The organism is Pseudomonas sp. REP124 (genome assembly GCF_020164475.1).
In the GTDB taxonomy this organism is placed as follows: Bacteria; Pseudomonadota; Gammaproteobacteria; order Pseudomonadales; family Pseudomonadaceae; genus Aquipseudomonas.
Genome location: NZ_JAIQWX010000001.1, coordinates 157,576 through 171,074, shown reverse-complemented (window position 1 = coordinate 171,074; position 13,499 = coordinate 157,576). Strand labels below are relative to the sequence as shown.

The window sequence follows — 13,499 nt, the reverse complement described above, 5'->3', positions numbered from 1 at the left end:
AAGGCCCCATGAACCTACATTCCAATAAGAAAACGGAGTACGAAATGTCTTCACTCCTCAACGGCGCAGCGCTGAAACGGACCTTGTCCGCCTGCCTTGCCCTGCCCTTTATCCTGCTGGCGGGTACCGCGGTTGCCGATGGCGACGGCGTCTGGAAAGGCGGAGAAAACGTCTACGCCAAGGTGTGCGGTCACTGCCACGAAAAACAGGTCGGACCGCAAATCACCGGGCGCCAGCTGCCAGCGCCGTACATCACGGCAATTGTGCGCAACGGTTTTCGGGCGATGCCGGCGTTCCCTGCCTCGTTCATCGACGATGACTCGCTGCAACAGGTCGCCGAGTACATTTCCAAAACGCCGGCCCCGGCGACCAAGCCTTGAGGAGCCAGCCATGAACATCGAACGTCGCACGGTACTGAAGGGACTGGCCTTGAGCAGCCTGGCCGGTGTCGCCATGAGCAGCTCCGGCCTGAGCATGGCCAATAGCGTCTTGGGCACTCGGACGGGGTTGGCAATGCCGACCCTGGTGCTGGTCAACAATGAGGTGGCCGAGTCGGTCTTTCTTCAGGGCGTCACCGCGAGTCCGGCAGGCAAGCAGGTGAAGGTGCAACGCACCGACCTCGGGCTGGACTTCATTCAGGGTTTCGACAAACGCCTGCGCAGCGGCCAGCCACAACGCATCATCGGTCTGGTCGACGATGCCGGTGCCGCACTGATCGTTGATCTGGCCCGCAGCGCTGGCGCACGCGTGCAATGGCTGGGCCAGCATCACGCTACAACCGGCACGTCAAAACACCGTTTGCTCAGTGCCGAAGCCGCAAGCGGCTGCGCCCCCAGACTGGGCCTGAGCCTGAATGCCTGTGGCACTGGCTTCAGCCTGACCGAACACCGTCTGCATGGCCTGCAACCTCCATTGCAAGTGTCCGCGGCTGCCCGCAACAACGTTGGCTCAGACCAATGGGCAGCCACCCTGGGCTACACCCTCGCAACCCTGGGTTCCACCCATGAAGGGCAGCCTCCCCTGATCACCCGCCAACCCTCGCCGCTGACCGGTAATTTCGTTTCGTTTTCGATCCAGGCATGAAGGAGCTCACCCAATGACTCAAACCAACAAAACCCTGCTCCCGCGCGGCGTCGACAGCGCAAACTTCGATCGGGCAATCGCCAGCTTTCGCCAACTGTTGGGCGATGAAAACGTCCTGGTCAAGGACGATCAACTGATCTCCTACGCCAAGATCATGATGGCCGTGGACAATACCGAGCACACGCCATCCGCCGCCGTGACCGCCACCACCGTCGAACAGGTGCAAGGCGTGGTGAAGATCTGCAATGAACACAAGATCCCGGTGTGGACCATCTCCACCGGGCGCAACTTCGGTTACGGCTCTGCAGCACCCGGCCAGCGCGGTCAGATCATTCTCGACCTGAAGAAGATGAACAAAATCCTCCACGTCGACCCCGAGCTGTGCACCGCTCTGGTCGAACCGGGTGTGACCTATCAGCAGCTGTACGACTACATCCAGGAACGCAATCTGCCCCTGATGCTGTCGTTCTCTGCGCCGTCGGCCATCGCCGGCCCGTTGGGCAATACCATGGATCGCGGCGTGGGTTACACCCCCTACGGCGAACACTTTCTGATGCAGTGCGGCATGGAAGTGGTGCTGGCCAACGGCGATGTGTATCGCTCCGGCATGGGCGGCGTGAAAGGCGACAACGCCTGGCAGGTTTTCAAGTGGGGTTATGGTCCGACCCTGGATGGCATGTTCACCCAGGCGAACTACGGTATCTGCACGAAGATGGGCTTTTGGCTGATGCCAAAACCTCCCGTGTTCAAACCGTTCGAGATCAAGTTCGAGAACGAATCGGACATCGCCGAGATCGTCGAATTCATCCGCCCGTTGCGCATCGCTCAGGTCATTCCCAACTCGGTGGTGATCGCGGGCGTGCTCTGGGAAGCATCGACCTGCAACACCCGCCGTTCCGACTACACCAGCGAGCCGGGCGCGACTTCCGATGCGATCCTCAAGCAGATCCAGAAGGACAAGAACCTCGGCGCCTGGAACGTCTACGCCGCTCTGTACGGCACCCAGGAGCAGGTCGACGTCAACTGGAACATTGTCACCGCAGCCCTGAAGAAACTGGGCAAAGGCCGCATTGTCACCCAGGAAGAGGCAGGCGACACCCAGCCGTTCAAGTACCGCGCTCAGCTCATGTCCGGCGTGCCTAACCTGCAGGAGTTCGGTCTGTACAACTGGCGTGGCGGCGGTGGCTCGATGTGGTTTGCGCCGGTGAGCCAGGCCCGTGGCAGCGAGTGCGACAAACAGCAGGCGCTGGCCAAGAAGACCCTCAACAAGCACGGCCTGGACTATGTCGGCGAGTTCATCGTCGGCTGGCGCGACATGCACCACGTCATCGACGTGCTGTATGACCGCACCAACCCCGAGGAAACCAAACGCGCCAACGCCTGCTTTGCCGAATTGCTGGATGTGTTCGAGAAGGAAGGCTACGCCGTGTATCGCGTCAACACCGCCTTCCAGGAGCGGGTTGCGCAGAGCTACGGCCCGGTGAAACGCAGGCTTGAACATGTCATCAAGCGGGCGCTGGACCCCAACAACATTCTTGCACCGGGCAAGTCGGGCATCGACCTCGCCAATACATTCTGATCGATCCCAAGGCTGCGCCTGGACTCTCTGGCGTAGCCTTCAATTTCCAGGACACGTAATGACTTACACACAATTGCTGGTCGCCGGCAGTCTTCTACTGGCCGCGCCTCTGACATTCGCCCAGGGTGACGTCACTCAAGGCAAAGCCCTTTTCAGCACCCAATGCGCCCTCTGCCACAGCCCGGACGCGGGCAAGAACCTGATGGGGCCAAGCCTGCACGGCGTGTTCGACCGCAACAGCGCCCTGGCCCCCGCCTTCACCTATTCCCCCGCCCTGAAAGGCGCCGGGCTGAAATGGAACGACGCCAACCTGGACAAGTGGCTGACAAACCCCGCCAGTGTGGTGCCGGGCAACATGATGATGTTTCCCGGTCAGGCCGATGCGCAGAGTCGTCAGCATCTCATCGCCTATCTGAAGAGCCTGCAGTAACCGCTGCTATAGGGGAAATTCGCCAACTGTGGGAGCGAGCCTGCTCGCGATAAATGTCCTGACGACGCGTTTTATCAGACGGCCTGCGTCAACGTTGACCACCATCGCGAGCAGGCTCGCTCCCACAGGTTTGATATGGACGCTGATGGGTAATCTAGACTTGAACAAAACCCTGCGGGAGAAAATCCCATGTCCCTCGCCCTCAGAAATCTGATCGTCTTTGCCCTGTGCGGCTTTTTCGGCCACACAGCCTTCTCCCAGGAGAAAACAGACACCATTCCCCCGCCGGCAATACTCCCGCTGGAATCCGAGGCCCTGCCAAAACTCATCGCCTATCCGCCGCTGCCCGAGCCGCTGGCGCGTGGCGTGGTCATCATCCAGTACCGAACGGAGCATGTCCGGATCATGCCCGTGTTTGGAAAAACCGCGGGTGACGTATCACCACGACTTGGCCATCTCCACGTGACCATCGATGACTGGAAAGGCACCTGGGCGCATACCAGTGAGGACCCGATCATCCTGGTTGGCCTGACGCCTGGCGCACACAAGGTGCTACTGGAAGTCGCCGACCCGACTCACAAAATCCTCACCAGCACGACAGTGAGTTTTGAGGTGCCCGAAAAGAAAACCGCAGGCGGCCCGGAAATGGGTGATGGGCATGCGGTGAAACAATGAGGCAATGAAAAGCTGCATTCCCCTGTAGGATCGAGCTTGCTCGCGATGGAGGCCCGGCCACCGCGGGGCATCAGGCAGCCAGCGTCATCGTTGACCACCATCGCGGGCAAGCCCGCTCCCACAGTGAAGGGGTGACTGCCCCCGACTTTGGCATCGGCACATCACCCATGTGGGAGCGGGCTTGCTCGCGAAAGCGATTCATCAGTCGCCATCACTGTTGACTGGAGCACCGTCTTCGCGGGCAAGCCTCGCTCCTACAGGTTCGCTGAGAATTCGGCAGCAACTTACTTGAACCACCCATCAATCGTTGCCCGATTGGCATCGATCCAGACCTGAGCACCTTTCTCCGGCGTGCTACTGCCATTTTCATTAATCGTTGCCATCAGATCACCGAGCGACTTTTCGTCCATCTTCCATTGCTGAAGCCAATGCTCCACTTGAGGATGATCATTTCTGAAGGACTGCGCAGCGATTCCGTATATCGAGTCCGTCGCTCCGAAGATTTTTTTGGGGTCGTCCAGGTAACGTAGATCCTTTTTCGCCCAGACCCAGTGTGGCTTCCACAGTGTGACGACAATCGGCTCCTTGCGCTTCATGGCGCGATCCAGCGACTGCAACATGGCCACTTCCGAAGAAGGCAAAAGGTTGTAGTCCAACTTGTATTCGGCCATGGCTTTATCGGTGAGGCCCATCAGTCCGGTTCCAGCGTCAATGCCGAAAATGGACGCTCTGCCACGCCACTGAAACTCCTCCTTGTGATCGTTGAGCTGATCGATGCTGGTGATATCCACGTAGTTCGGCACCGCCAGCCCCAGATTCGCTTCACTGAGCCACGGCCCGATCAGTTGCACCTTGTCCTTGATACTCTCGTACGCGGCTTTGTCAGAGGCTGGCAGCCATACCTCGAAAGACACGTCGATCTTCCCTTGGGCCACGCTGTTGTAAAGAATGATTTTTCCAGCGTTCTGAAGCGAAACCTTGTAATTCTTCTCTTCCAGAAGAAGTTTCCACATGTTTGCGACAGCGATATTTTCTGCCCAACTGTTCACACCGATGGTGATCGGCTTGGCGTCGGCCGCATGAGCTGTGGCCCCGAGGACCATAAACAAGCCGAAGAGCAGTACCTTCAATTTTTTGAGCATTTGGAAATAGCCCCTCTGTTACAGGTACGTGGCGGCGCGTTCCTTACGCTTCGAGGTTCGCGCGCCGCCGCCTTTTTAAACGGTTGAACTGCGTTACCTCAGAAGTTCTTCTTCAAACGGGAACATCGACAGCAATCGGGTCCCGGTCTCAGTGACAAGCAGTTGTTGTTCCAGCTTCACACCCTCACTGCCGCCGTCTTCCCCCATATAGCTCTCGACGCACAATGTCATGCCAGGCTGGATTTCACCGTCGTAGCCGGAGGCGGGATAATCCGCATGGTGGTAGAGATACGGATACTCACCCGTCATCCCGCAACCGTGTGAGGACAGGTAGTAGCGGTTGACGTGATACTTCTCAGGAATGTTCCAGGCCTGATCGCTGTACTCCCTGAACGTCATCCCGGGTTTGATCACCGAGATATTGTGATGCACCTGTTCATGAGCGAGTTTGTACAGCGTGCGCTGGTGTTCGGTAGGAGCGCCCGGACCGGCATGGAAGGTGCGAGAAAAGTCCGAGTAGTAGCCATGGCAACCCACAACATCGGTATCCAGAGCGATCAACTGGTTTTCACCGATGACGTTGTTCGATGTTTCCTGAAACCATGGGTTGGTTCTGCCCCCTGCGCTGAGCAGACGGGTCTCGACGTAGTCGGCATCCTGAGCGATTACCGACTGGTGCAATACCGACCACAGCTCGTTTTCGGTCAGACCGGGGCGAATCGCTTCGCGCAGTTTACCAACGGCAATTTCGGTGGCACGCAGCGAGGCCACGACACATTTGAGCTCTTCGCAAGACTTGATTGCACGGGCCATCTCAATGGACTCCTGTGCATCGACAATCCGCACACCCGCATTCGCCATTGCGATCGACACACCAGCATTCATCCGCTCCATGCCCACCGTGGCACCCGGCCCGACCAGCTCATTCAGAATGCCGACCATCTCGGCTACCCAGGCCTTCTCACGCTCCACGATACTCGGACCTGCGGCTACAAAGCTTGCGGTCGATGATGGACGAACCTCGTCGATAGTTTCGAGTCCTCTGGCCAGGTGCTCGCATCCGGTGAACTCAAACAAAATCGTCCGATGCTCGGTAACGATCAGATAGCGTGAAGGTGTGTTTCGAGCGCAGAAGATCTGCATGTTGCGGGCGCCGGTCGCGTAGCGGATGTTGACCGGGTCGCTGATGACCAGCGCAGCCACCCCACGTTTGCGCATTTGCTCACGCACCCGGCCCAATCGGTAAAGCCGTACGGCACGCAAATCGATGCCACCATTCCCTTGAACATTATCCAGAAGGGCTACATCGGAAAGATCTGAGCGCTCGCGATGCCAATCCAAGGTCGTCATATAGATATCCAGGCTAAGAGTTAACTATTTGTTATCAAGAGCCGCGGACTTGCCAGCGCGCTGACACGCTCTCGCATCCCGTCTGAATCAAAATTTACAAGCCTGAGAATTGGGTGTACACAGATGGAAATTCATGACGGTTAACAACTTCAGGTTATTAAATGAAAAGTCTGCGTCATCGACTTCCATCGCTTACCAGCCTGATGGCCTTCGAAGCGGCGGCTCGTGCCTTGAATTTTTCTCGCGCAGCGCAGGAGCTCCATGTCTCCCAGGCTGCGATCAGCAAGCAGATCCGACTATTGGAAGAGGCGTTGGGAATTGAGCTTTTCGTGCGCAACGGACGACGGGTGACGCTTTCTCCACGCGGCAAGCAACTGCTCACCAAGGTCAGCACGTCATTCAATTATCTGGCGGATGCTGTCGAAGAAATCAGCGTGAAGGACCAGTGGCAGCCGATCACGCTCGCTGCGAACACGGCGACTGCCCATTACTGGTTGAGCGAGGTCATGCGCGACTTTCGTCAGAATCACCCCGGCTTTTGCGCAAGCCTCAGAATGATTACATCTGACCATACCTCGGACCTGCTCGACGAAAGCGTGGATCTGGCCATCGTCTACGACCCTATCCATCACGAAAACTGGTCCTCCCAACTGCTGTTCGAGGAGGAACTGTTTCCCGTCGCAAGTCCTGATTACATTCGCGAGAACCCACTGGAACACGCAGACCCGGAAGCACTGTTCAAGCACAAACTGCTGGAATACGAGCGCCTGGAACCCAACTGGATCAACTGGAAAGCCTGGTTCGGGGCGCTAGGTGTCGATGCAGGCAGAGTCCGGCCCGCAGAATACGGGAACAATTACATCGTATTGGTGGATGCCGCCACGCGAGGTCGTGGCGTGACAATTGGAACTCGCTACCTGCTGGATCAGGAGCTTCGAAGTCAGCGGCTGGCACGGTTCTCTTCTCTGACAGTGAATTCGGGAAGAGGCTATTACCTGATGACCAACCTGGGACGGCCCTTGCGTGATGAGGCCATCGAACTGAGGGATTGGATCAATAGCTACAGCCAGCCCGTGGAGCTCGCATCCCCCGACGCTCAATAAAACCCTGCCTCAAACCATCGCCGCAAAGTTCAGCCTGAACTGCCGCGGCGTCACCCCCAGCCTGCGATTGAACACAAAGCGCATATGCCGGGCGTCGCGAAATCCGTACTGGTAGGCCACGGTCTTGAGCGGTACGCGGGTGCTTTCCAGAATCGCCCGCGCCGCATCGACCCGCGCTCGTTCGACAAACTCCATCGGGGTGATTTTCGCTTCCTTGGCAAACACCCGGGAGAAGTTGCGCACACTCATGTTGGCGGCGTTGGCCAGGTCGGCGATGGTCAAGGCACCGGTGAGGTTGTTCAGCACGTAGCGTTTGACCATGGCCACCACCGATACAGGTTCGGCGTGGGGCACCAGGAACTGGCTGAACTGTGACTGCCCGCCTGAGCGCTGGGTGAAAACCACCAGTCGCTTGGCCACGCTCAGCGCCACGTCAGGCCCATGATCGAGGCCCAGCAGGTACAGCGACAGATCGATGCCCGCCGTGACTCCGGCGGAGGTGTAGAGTTTGCCGTCCTGGACGTACAGACGATCAGCCTCCACCTGGGTCGAAGGACAGAGTGTCGCCAGCAGCGCCGCGTCATCCCAGTGGGTCGTCACCGTGCGCCCTTCCAGCAATCCGGCCCGGGCAAGGATGAAGGCGCCGCTACAGATCGAGCCGAACCGCTTCGCCCGCGCGCTGGCATCACGCAGCCAGGCGTCAAAGGTCACGCCGAAATCCATCACCGGCGCTTGCGGCCCGCCGGCCACCAACACCAGGTCGTAGGATTGCAGCGCTTCGCTGAAATGCCGATGGGCGTTCAGCACCAGGCCGTTGGAACAGGTCAGCACTCCGCGCTCGACGCCAAGCACCTCCAGCCGGTAGCTATCCTCGGGCGCGAGGAACCGATTGGCCATGGAGAACACATCCATGGGCCCGGTGACATCCAGGGAGCGGACACCGTTGAAAGCGACGATGGCGACGGTTTTTTGCATGGCCGGACGGTACCTGCAGCAGGGAGGAGATCGCCTCTCACCCTAGCCGAATCTGCGGCCGACAGGTGAGGCTGGCGCGATATCGCGGTGTATTGGCCGCGATAGGCCCCAGGGATCAATTGTCCGGTTTTGAGGGCGCGAACACACTTGCAACCCTCAACGCCGCCACGGCGTTCACCACGAGGAAGTCCCCATGAGCACCCGCATTGCCGGCATCAAAACCCCCGACAGCGCCCTGGCCAAGGCGGCCACCGACTACATCCGCGACATTGAATCGGACCTGCTGTATCACCACTCGCGCCGGGTCTTTCTGTTCGGCGCGCTGAGCGGCGAGCGCAAGCAACTGGCCTATAACCCGGAGCTTTTGTACATCGGCGCAATGTTCCATGACCTCGGTCTGGTGGAAGGCTATTGCACCGACAACGAGCGCTTTGAAGTCGATGGCGCCAACGCCGCCGCCGAGTTCCTCAAGCCTTACGGTTTCAGTGATGACGATATCGAACAGGTCTGGCTGTCCATTGCCCTGCACGCCACTCCAGGCATACCGCATCATTTGCGCCCGACTGTGGCTCTGGTGACCGCCGGCGTGGAAATGGATTCGCTGGGAATTGGCTACGAGACGTTTTCGGACGTGCAGCGCGAAGCGGTGGTGCATGCGCACCCACGTGGCGAGGGGTTCAAGGAGTGTGTGCTTTGCGCCTTTGCCGATGGCACGCGCCATCGTCCGGACACGGCCTTCGCCAACGTCATGAGCGATGTGCTGGTGGAAAAGGATCCAGGGTTCAGGCCAACGAATTTCGTCGAGATCCTGCGCAAGTCACCTTGGGCGTCCTGACAGAAGATCAATAGATCGCAGTTTTTGCTTGGGAATGCATTCCCCTGTAGGAGCGAGCATGCTCGCGATGGAGGCCCGGACACCGCGGGGCATCAGGCAGCCAGCGTCTTCGTTGACCACCATCGCGAGCAGGCTCGCTCCCACAGGTTTTATGTGTCGGAGGTTCAGCTTGCGTACGCAACACCCTGCTGCCTCGCAACCACCGCCTGGACCTCAGCCACCGAATCCAGAACTCGCTGCGCCCATCTCGCATCATCGGGACGCACGACCACAACCCGAAATCCGTGGTCATGCCCCTCAGCTTTCACCCCTTCGGAATCATCGACATGCAAGTCGATATCGAACGCTGTCGGAAGCTTCGAGGGCGAGTTCACCATCCCCCGCTCCGTCAGCGCCTGGTTATGCCGAACACTGTTGACCACGCCGTCGACGTGGATGCCGTACAGCAACAGCCAGCGCCGGATATAGGACGGTGTGCGGCCGGACGAGGTGTAGACCCAGATGCTGCAGCCCTGGCGGCGCAACTCGCGGGTCAGGGAGCGCGTTCCGATGCGCAGCGGTTCGCCCAGCCAGCGATGCACGAAATCCGGCATCGGGCCTGGCTCGACGTCGCTGTGGTGCGGCAGGCAGGCCAGGGTGTCGTCGATATCAAACGAAACCCGAATGCGCTGACGTCTGAACATGTACGGCGCAAAGGAATCTTTCATTGCCTGCCAAACCTGATCCTTGATGACCCGGCATTTTTCGAGCGTTGGGTAGGTATTCATCAAGCGCCTCCCTGATAGGCAGGAGCGGGTTTTCTGCTCAGGAAAAACCGCTTCGGATCCGGGGATTGCTCTTCGAGGAAGGCTGCGTATTTCTTCTTGATCTTGGGCAATTCAAATAACGCCTTGACGCCATGTTTGGCGGAGTTTCGGATGACCGACGAGGGATTGAAGTAACCCTTGGCGTTGTCCAGGTTCAGCACGAACGGAGGCAGCCCGGCGCGCATCAGCAGGTAGCTGACGATGAGCGAGCCAGTGCGATTGTTGCCTTCAATGAACAGCTGCGGTTTGCTGAGAATCCGCACATAGACACCGGCCGCACGCTTCCAGGGCGATTCGCCGTGATGGGCGCTGTACCAGTTGAACAAGTTCTTGATGCCACCTTCCAAGTCGTTGAAAAAGTGCGCCTCGGTGGCCGCCAGGTGCGGCGCGAATTCCAGTCGGCGAGCAGGGTCTCGACCGCACAGAACGGTGGCATTGATCTCCAGCATCAGATTCAGTTGCTGCAAATCGAACAGGTCGACATCCCGTGCGACGTAGTCGTCGATCAGGGCGTAGCCCTCAACCACATTCATCAGTACTTCGTCGGTGAAGGGATCACGCGGCTCGGTGAAGTGCTCGCTCAGTTCAGCGAAGCGATACTGCACTTCACGCAGGGCGCGCTCTATCGCTGGCAAATCAAGACGACGCGGTGCAGACATTGGCAAACCTGAAAAAAGAGGAGTGAGACGAAGACAACCCTATGGACGAAAAAACCGTATAGCCGCGAGCGGTATACGGTTTTTGACGCACGTTCGGTTTAGCTGAACTTGCCGCTGATGTAATCCTCGGTCATCTGCTCGCGCGGGCTGCCGAAAATCTGCGTGGTGGCACCCATCTCGACCAGATAACCGGTGCGTGTCCCCTGGGAAATATCCACCGAGAAGAAAGCCGTGGTGTCGGCGACACGGATGGCCTGCTGCATGTTGTGGGTCACCAGGGCGATGGTGTAGTCCTTCTTCAACTCGACCATCAGTTCCTCGACACGGCGAGTGGCGATCGGGTCGAGCGCCGAGCACGGCTCATCCAGCAACAGAACTTCCGGCTCGGTAGCGATGGCGCGAGCGATACACAGGCGCTGCTGCTGGCCACCGGAGAGGGACAGACCGCTGACCTTGAGCTTGTCCTTGACCTCATCCCACAGCGCGGCGCCTTGCAGGGCGTGCTTGACGCGGTCGCCCAGATCACCCTTGTAGCGATTCAGGCGCAGGCCGAAAGCGACGTTGTCGAAGATGCTCATCGAGAACGGGTTTGGCTGCTGGAAAACCATTCCGATATAACGACGCACGACGACCGGGTCCACGCCCTTGCCGTAGACATCCTGCCCGAGGAAATGGACATGGCCGTCGAAGCGAAAGCCTCTGACCAGGTCATTCATCCGGTTCAGGCTGCGCAGCACGGTACTTTTGCCGCAGCCCGAAGGACCGATGAAGCCGGTGATCTTGTTCTTTTCGATCGGCACATGGCTGTCACGAACCGCCAGGAAGTTGCCGTAGAAAATCTTGTCCAGTTTGCAGTCCATGACCACCGGAGACTTGGTCTCGACAGGGGCGATTTTTTGCGCAGATAGAGTGTTCACGATTCAGATGCTCCCGCTCTTAAAACTTTGGTTTGCCGAAAACACGGCTGACGACGTTCACGATCAGCACGATCATCACCAGCACCAGCGAAGCCGCCCATGCGAGCTCGAGCTGGTTGTCGAAAGGCATGCCGGAAAAGTTGTAGATCAGCACGGAAAGCGATGCCGTCGGGTTCATCATCGACAGGCTGCCTTCGTGGTAGATCCAGTAGTTGCTGAACAGCGCGGTAAACAGTAACGGCGCGGTTTCGCCCGCTGCGCGCGCCACGGCCAGCATGACGCCGGTCAGGATCGCCGGCAGGCCGGTAGGCAGAACGATTTTCCAGATCACTTGCGAGCGTGTGCAGCCCATGCCGTAGGCGGCATCCTTCATGATCTTGGGCACCATCTTCATCGACTCTTCAGCCGTCAGCACGACGATCGGCAGCATCAGCACTGCCAGCGCCACGCCACCTGCCGGTGCAGAGTAGGTACCCGTGGTCACGACCACCAGGGCGTAGGCGAAAACACCCGCCAGAATGGAAGGCAGCCCGGTGAGCATCTTGGCGGCGAAGCGCGAGGCGTTCGCCAGCTTGCTTTCAGGTCCCAGCTCAGCCAGGAAGACGGCAGCCATGATGCCGACCGGCACCGCGATGGCGGCCGCGATACCGACCATGACGAAGGTACCGGCCAGGGCGTTGCCGAAGCCGCCACCGGTCTCGAAGCCCGTCGGAGGCAGTTCAGTGAAGACTTCAAGGCTCAGGCGAGCACCACCACGGGTGATCAGCATGTAGAGCACTGAAAACAGCGGCACACTGGCCACCACAGCGAGAAGCCAGACCAGCGTGGTCAATACCAGGCTGCGCAGCGCGCGGCCTTCGAACCTGCGTTGCAGGCTCGGTGCAGCGGAAATGGAAGCAGCAGTGAGATCAGTCATTATTTGTTCCCCCGCTGGGCGTACATCATGATCATGGAACCGATGACATTCACCAGCAGTGTGATGAACATCAGCACCAGCGCGGCGTACATCAGAACCTCTACTTCGTTCGGTCCCGCTTCAGGGAAGTTCAGCGCCAGCAAGGCGGCCAGCGTGTTGGCCGGTGCGAACAGCGAAAGCGAAATGTTGTTCGCGTTGCCGACCAGCATGGCCAGGGCCATGGTTTCACCCAGTGCGCGGCCCAGGCCCAGAACCAGCGAGCCGAAGATGCCGGTGGCGGCGGATGGCACCATCACTTTCAGAATCGCTTCCCAGTGGGTGGTACCCATGCCGTAAGCGGCCTGCTTGGTTTTCATCGGAACGCCGGTGAGCGCATCCTGCGAAACGGCGGCAACGGTCGGCAGAATCATGATCGCCAGCACCAACGCAGCAGGCAGCAATCCTGGCCCGCTCAACGAAGTGCCGAAAAAAGGAATCCATCCGAGTTCGGTGTTCAACCATGTCGTCAGAGGACGAATGGCCGGGATCACCACGTAGATCCCCCACAGGCCATAAACCACGCTGGGGATGGCTGCGAGCAGTTCGACGATGGTGCGGAAGATGGCCGCCAGTTTGGCGGGCAGAAAATCCTGGGTCAGGAAGATCGCCATGCTGACGCCGAAAATGCCGGCGATGAGCAATGCAATCAGTGCACTGTAAAGCGTGCCCCAGATGGCAGGCAGAATGCCGTACTTGCCCTGGTTGACGTCCCAGACGGAACCCAGGAGAACGTCCAGGCCATGCTTTTCCATGCCCGGAAGGGCCTTGCGGCCCACTTCGAATACAAGGGCGAATACCAACACCAGAATCAGGACCACACCTATGCGCGCAATCGCGCGGAAGGTCCGATCCACCAGGAAATCCTTCGCGGAAGGCGGTTGGCACGCAGAGTCCGGGTTAACCGGTACGACAAAAGGCTGGGTCATGGGTGTATTCCGGAACAGGTGGAAATCTCATCCGGCGTGCCTGCAGCGCACACCGGATGAAGAC

Annotated in this window: 15 protein-coding genes; 7 read left to right on the top strand and 8 right to left on the bottom strand. The window is 58.9% G+C overall.

Annotation, left to right across the window (positions count from 1 at the left end; translation table 11 throughout):
- Nucleotides 1-44: 44 nt before the first annotated feature.
- The 5 genes from K9857_RS00635 (at nucleotide 45) to K9857_RS00615 (ending at nucleotide 3,767) form a co-directional block, all read left to right on the top strand.
- Nucleotides 45-380, top strand: coding sequence for a c-type cytochrome (locus K9857_RS00635; RefSeq protein ID WP_224532970.1), 336 nt, complete (start codon nucleotides 45-47; stop codon nucleotides 378-380).
- Nucleotides 381-390: 10 nt separating this feature from the next.
- Nucleotides 391-1,083: a hypothetical protein gene (locus tag K9857_RS00630; protein ID WP_224532969.1), complete on the top strand. Its 693-nt coding sequence runs from the start codon at nucleotides 391-393 to the stop codon at nucleotides 1,081-1,083.
- 13 nt (nucleotides 1,084-1,096) lie between these two features.
- On the top strand, nucleotides 1,097-2,662 hold the full coding sequence (locus tag K9857_RS00625) for an FAD-binding oxidoreductase (protein WP_224532968.1): 1,566 nt from the start codon (nucleotides 1,097-1,099) through the stop codon (nucleotides 2,660-2,662).
- 58 nt (nucleotides 2,663-2,720) lie between these two features.
- Complete coding sequence (locus K9857_RS00620; protein WP_224532967.1) at nucleotides 2,721-3,092, top strand: c-type cytochrome; 372 nt, start codon at nucleotides 2,721-2,723, stop codon at nucleotides 3,090-3,092.
- Between the two features lie 189 nt (nucleotides 3,093-3,281).
- Nucleotides 3,282-3,767 carry a DUF6130 family protein gene (locus K9857_RS00615; RefSeq protein WP_224532966.1) on the top strand — a complete coding sequence of 162 codons (486 nt, stop codon included), beginning with the start codon at nucleotides 3,282-3,284 and terminating at the stop codon, nucleotides 3,765-3,767.
- A gap of 284 nt (nucleotides 3,768-4,051) precedes the next feature.
- Here the strand turns inward: K9857_RS00615 and K9857_RS00610 are convergent, their stop codons facing one another.
- Together K9857_RS00610 and K9857_RS00605 are read right to left on the bottom strand one after the other, a co-directional pair.
- Nucleotides 4,052-4,909 carry a glycine betaine ABC transporter substrate-binding protein gene (locus tag K9857_RS00610; RefSeq protein WP_224532965.1) on the bottom strand — a complete coding sequence of 286 codons (858 nt, stop codon included), beginning with the start codon at nucleotides 4,907-4,909 and terminating at the stop codon, nucleotides 4,052-4,054.
- Between the two features lie 93 nt (nucleotides 4,910-5,002).
- Nucleotides 5,003-6,259 (bottom strand): M24 family metallopeptidase, encoded by a 1,257-nt coding sequence (locus K9857_RS00605; protein ID WP_224532964.1) that lies wholly within the window; start codon nucleotides 6,257-6,259, stop codon nucleotides 5,003-5,005.
- Nucleotides 6,260-6,420: 161 nt separating this feature from the next.
- Here K9857_RS00605 and K9857_RS00600 point away from each other — a divergent pair, with 161 nt between their 5' ends.
- The gene (locus K9857_RS00600; RefSeq protein WP_224532963.1) at nucleotides 6,421-7,362 is read left to right on the top strand and encodes a LysR substrate-binding domain-containing protein; all 942 of its coding nucleotides are present in this window, start codon (nucleotides 6,421-6,423) and stop codon (nucleotides 7,360-7,362) included.
- A 9-nt stretch (nucleotides 7,363-7,371) separates the two neighbouring features.
- Here K9857_RS00600 and K9857_RS00595 read toward each other — a convergent pair whose 3' ends face one another.
- Nucleotides 7,372-8,337 (bottom strand): GlxA family transcriptional regulator, encoded by a 966-nt coding sequence (locus tag K9857_RS00595; protein WP_224532962.1) that lies wholly within the window; start codon nucleotides 8,335-8,337, stop codon nucleotides 7,372-7,374.
- Between the two features lie 193 nt (nucleotides 8,338-8,530).
- On the opposite strand from K9857_RS00595, the gene K9857_RS00590 reads away from it, so the two are divergent.
- The gene (locus tag K9857_RS00590) at nucleotides 8,531-9,172 is read left to right on the top strand and encodes an HD domain-containing protein (protein ID WP_224532961.1); all 642 of its coding nucleotides are present in this window, start codon (nucleotides 8,531-8,533) and stop codon (nucleotides 9,170-9,172) included.
- 164 nt (nucleotides 9,173-9,336) lie between these two features.
- Here the strand turns inward: K9857_RS00590 and K9857_RS00585 are convergent, their stop codons facing one another.
- The 5 genes from K9857_RS00585 to pstC all read right to left on the bottom strand — a co-directional run bounded on the left by K9857_RS00585 (nucleotide 9,337) and on the right by pstC (nucleotide 13,435).
- Nucleotides 9,337-9,879: a hypothetical protein gene (locus tag K9857_RS00585; protein WP_224532985.1), complete on the bottom strand. Its 543-nt coding sequence runs from the start codon at nucleotides 9,877-9,879 to the stop codon at nucleotides 9,337-9,339.
- Nucleotides 9,880-9,938: 59 nt separating this feature from the next.
- Nucleotides 9,939-10,637, bottom strand: coding sequence for a hypothetical protein (locus tag K9857_RS00580; protein WP_224532960.1), 699 nt, complete (start codon nucleotides 10,635-10,637; stop codon nucleotides 9,939-9,941).
- Between the two features lie 98 nt (nucleotides 10,638-10,735).
- Complete coding sequence (gene pstB, locus K9857_RS00575; protein WP_178131312.1) at nucleotides 10,736-11,497, bottom strand: phosphate ABC transporter ATP-binding protein PstB; 762 nt, start codon at nucleotides 11,495-11,497, stop codon at nucleotides 10,736-10,738.
- 76 nt (nucleotides 11,498-11,573) lie between these two features.
- Nucleotides 11,574-12,470, bottom strand: coding sequence for a phosphate ABC transporter permease PstA (pstA, locus tag K9857_RS00570; RefSeq protein WP_224532959.1), 897 nt, complete (start codon nucleotides 12,468-12,470; stop codon nucleotides 11,574-11,576).
- Entirely contained in the window at nucleotides 12,470-13,435 is a 966-nt protein-coding gene (gene pstC, locus K9857_RS00565) for a phosphate ABC transporter permease subunit PstC (RefSeq protein ID WP_224532958.1), read from the bottom strand. The genes pstA and pstC overlap by 1 nt, the downstream gene beginning before the upstream one ends.
- Between the last annotated feature and the right edge of the window lie 64 nt (nucleotides 13,436-13,499).

Bases quoted from the DNA above. Each gene is read 5' to 3' on its own strand.
- pstB (WP_178131312.1), bottom strand. From the start codon at position 11,497: ATGGACTGCAAACTGGACAAGATTTTCTACGGCAACTTCCTGGCGGTT.
- K9857_RS00605 (WP_224532964.1), bottom strand. From the start codon at position 6,259: ATGACGACCTTGGATTGGCATCGCGAGCGCTCAGATCTTTCCGATGTA.
- pstC (WP_224532958.1), bottom strand. From the start codon at position 13,435: ATGACCCAGCCTTTTGTCGTACCGGTTAACCCGGACTCTGCGTGCCAA.
- K9857_RS00635 (WP_224532970.1), top strand. From the start codon at position 45: ATGTCTTCACTCCTCAACGGCGCAGCGCTGAAACGGACCTTGTCCGCC.
- K9857_RS00590 (WP_224532961.1), top strand. From the start codon at position 8,531: ATGAGCACCCGCATTGCCGGCATCAAAACCCCCGACAGCGCCCTGGCC.
- K9857_RS00625 (WP_224532968.1), top strand. From the start codon at position 1,097: ATGACTCAAACCAACAAAACCCTGCTCCCGCGCGGCGTCGACAGCGCA.
- K9857_RS00580 (WP_224532960.1), bottom strand. From the start codon at position 10,637: ATGTCTGCACCGCGTCGTCTTGATTTGCCAGCGATAGAGCGCGCCCTG.
- K9857_RS00595 (WP_224532962.1), bottom strand. From the start codon at position 8,337: ATGCAAAAAACCGTCGCCATCGTCGCTTTCAACGGTGTCCGCTCCCTG.
- K9857_RS00620 (WP_224532967.1), top strand. From the start codon at position 2,721: ATGACTTACACACAATTGCTGGTCGCCGGCAGTCTTCTACTGGCCGCG.
- K9857_RS00615 (WP_224532966.1), top strand. From the start codon at position 3,282: ATGTCCCTCGCCCTCAGAAATCTGATCGTCTTTGCCCTGTGCGGCTTT.
- K9857_RS00610 (WP_224532965.1), bottom strand. From the start codon at position 4,909: ATGCTCAAAAAATTGAAGGTACTGCTCTTCGGCTTGTTTATGGTCCTC.
- K9857_RS00600 (WP_224532963.1), top strand. From the start codon at position 6,421: ATGAAAAGTCTGCGTCATCGACTTCCATCGCTTACCAGCCTGATGGCC.
- pstA (WP_224532959.1), bottom strand. From the start codon at position 12,470: ATGACTGATCTCACTGCTGCTTCCATTTCCGCTGCACCGAGCCTGCAA.
- K9857_RS00630 (WP_224532969.1), top strand. From the start codon at position 391: ATGAACATCGAACGTCGCACGGTACTGAAGGGACTGGCCTTGAGCAGC.
- K9857_RS00585 (WP_224532985.1), bottom strand. From the start codon at position 9,879: ATGAAAGATTCCTTTGCGCCGTACATGTTCAGACGTCAGCGCATTCGG.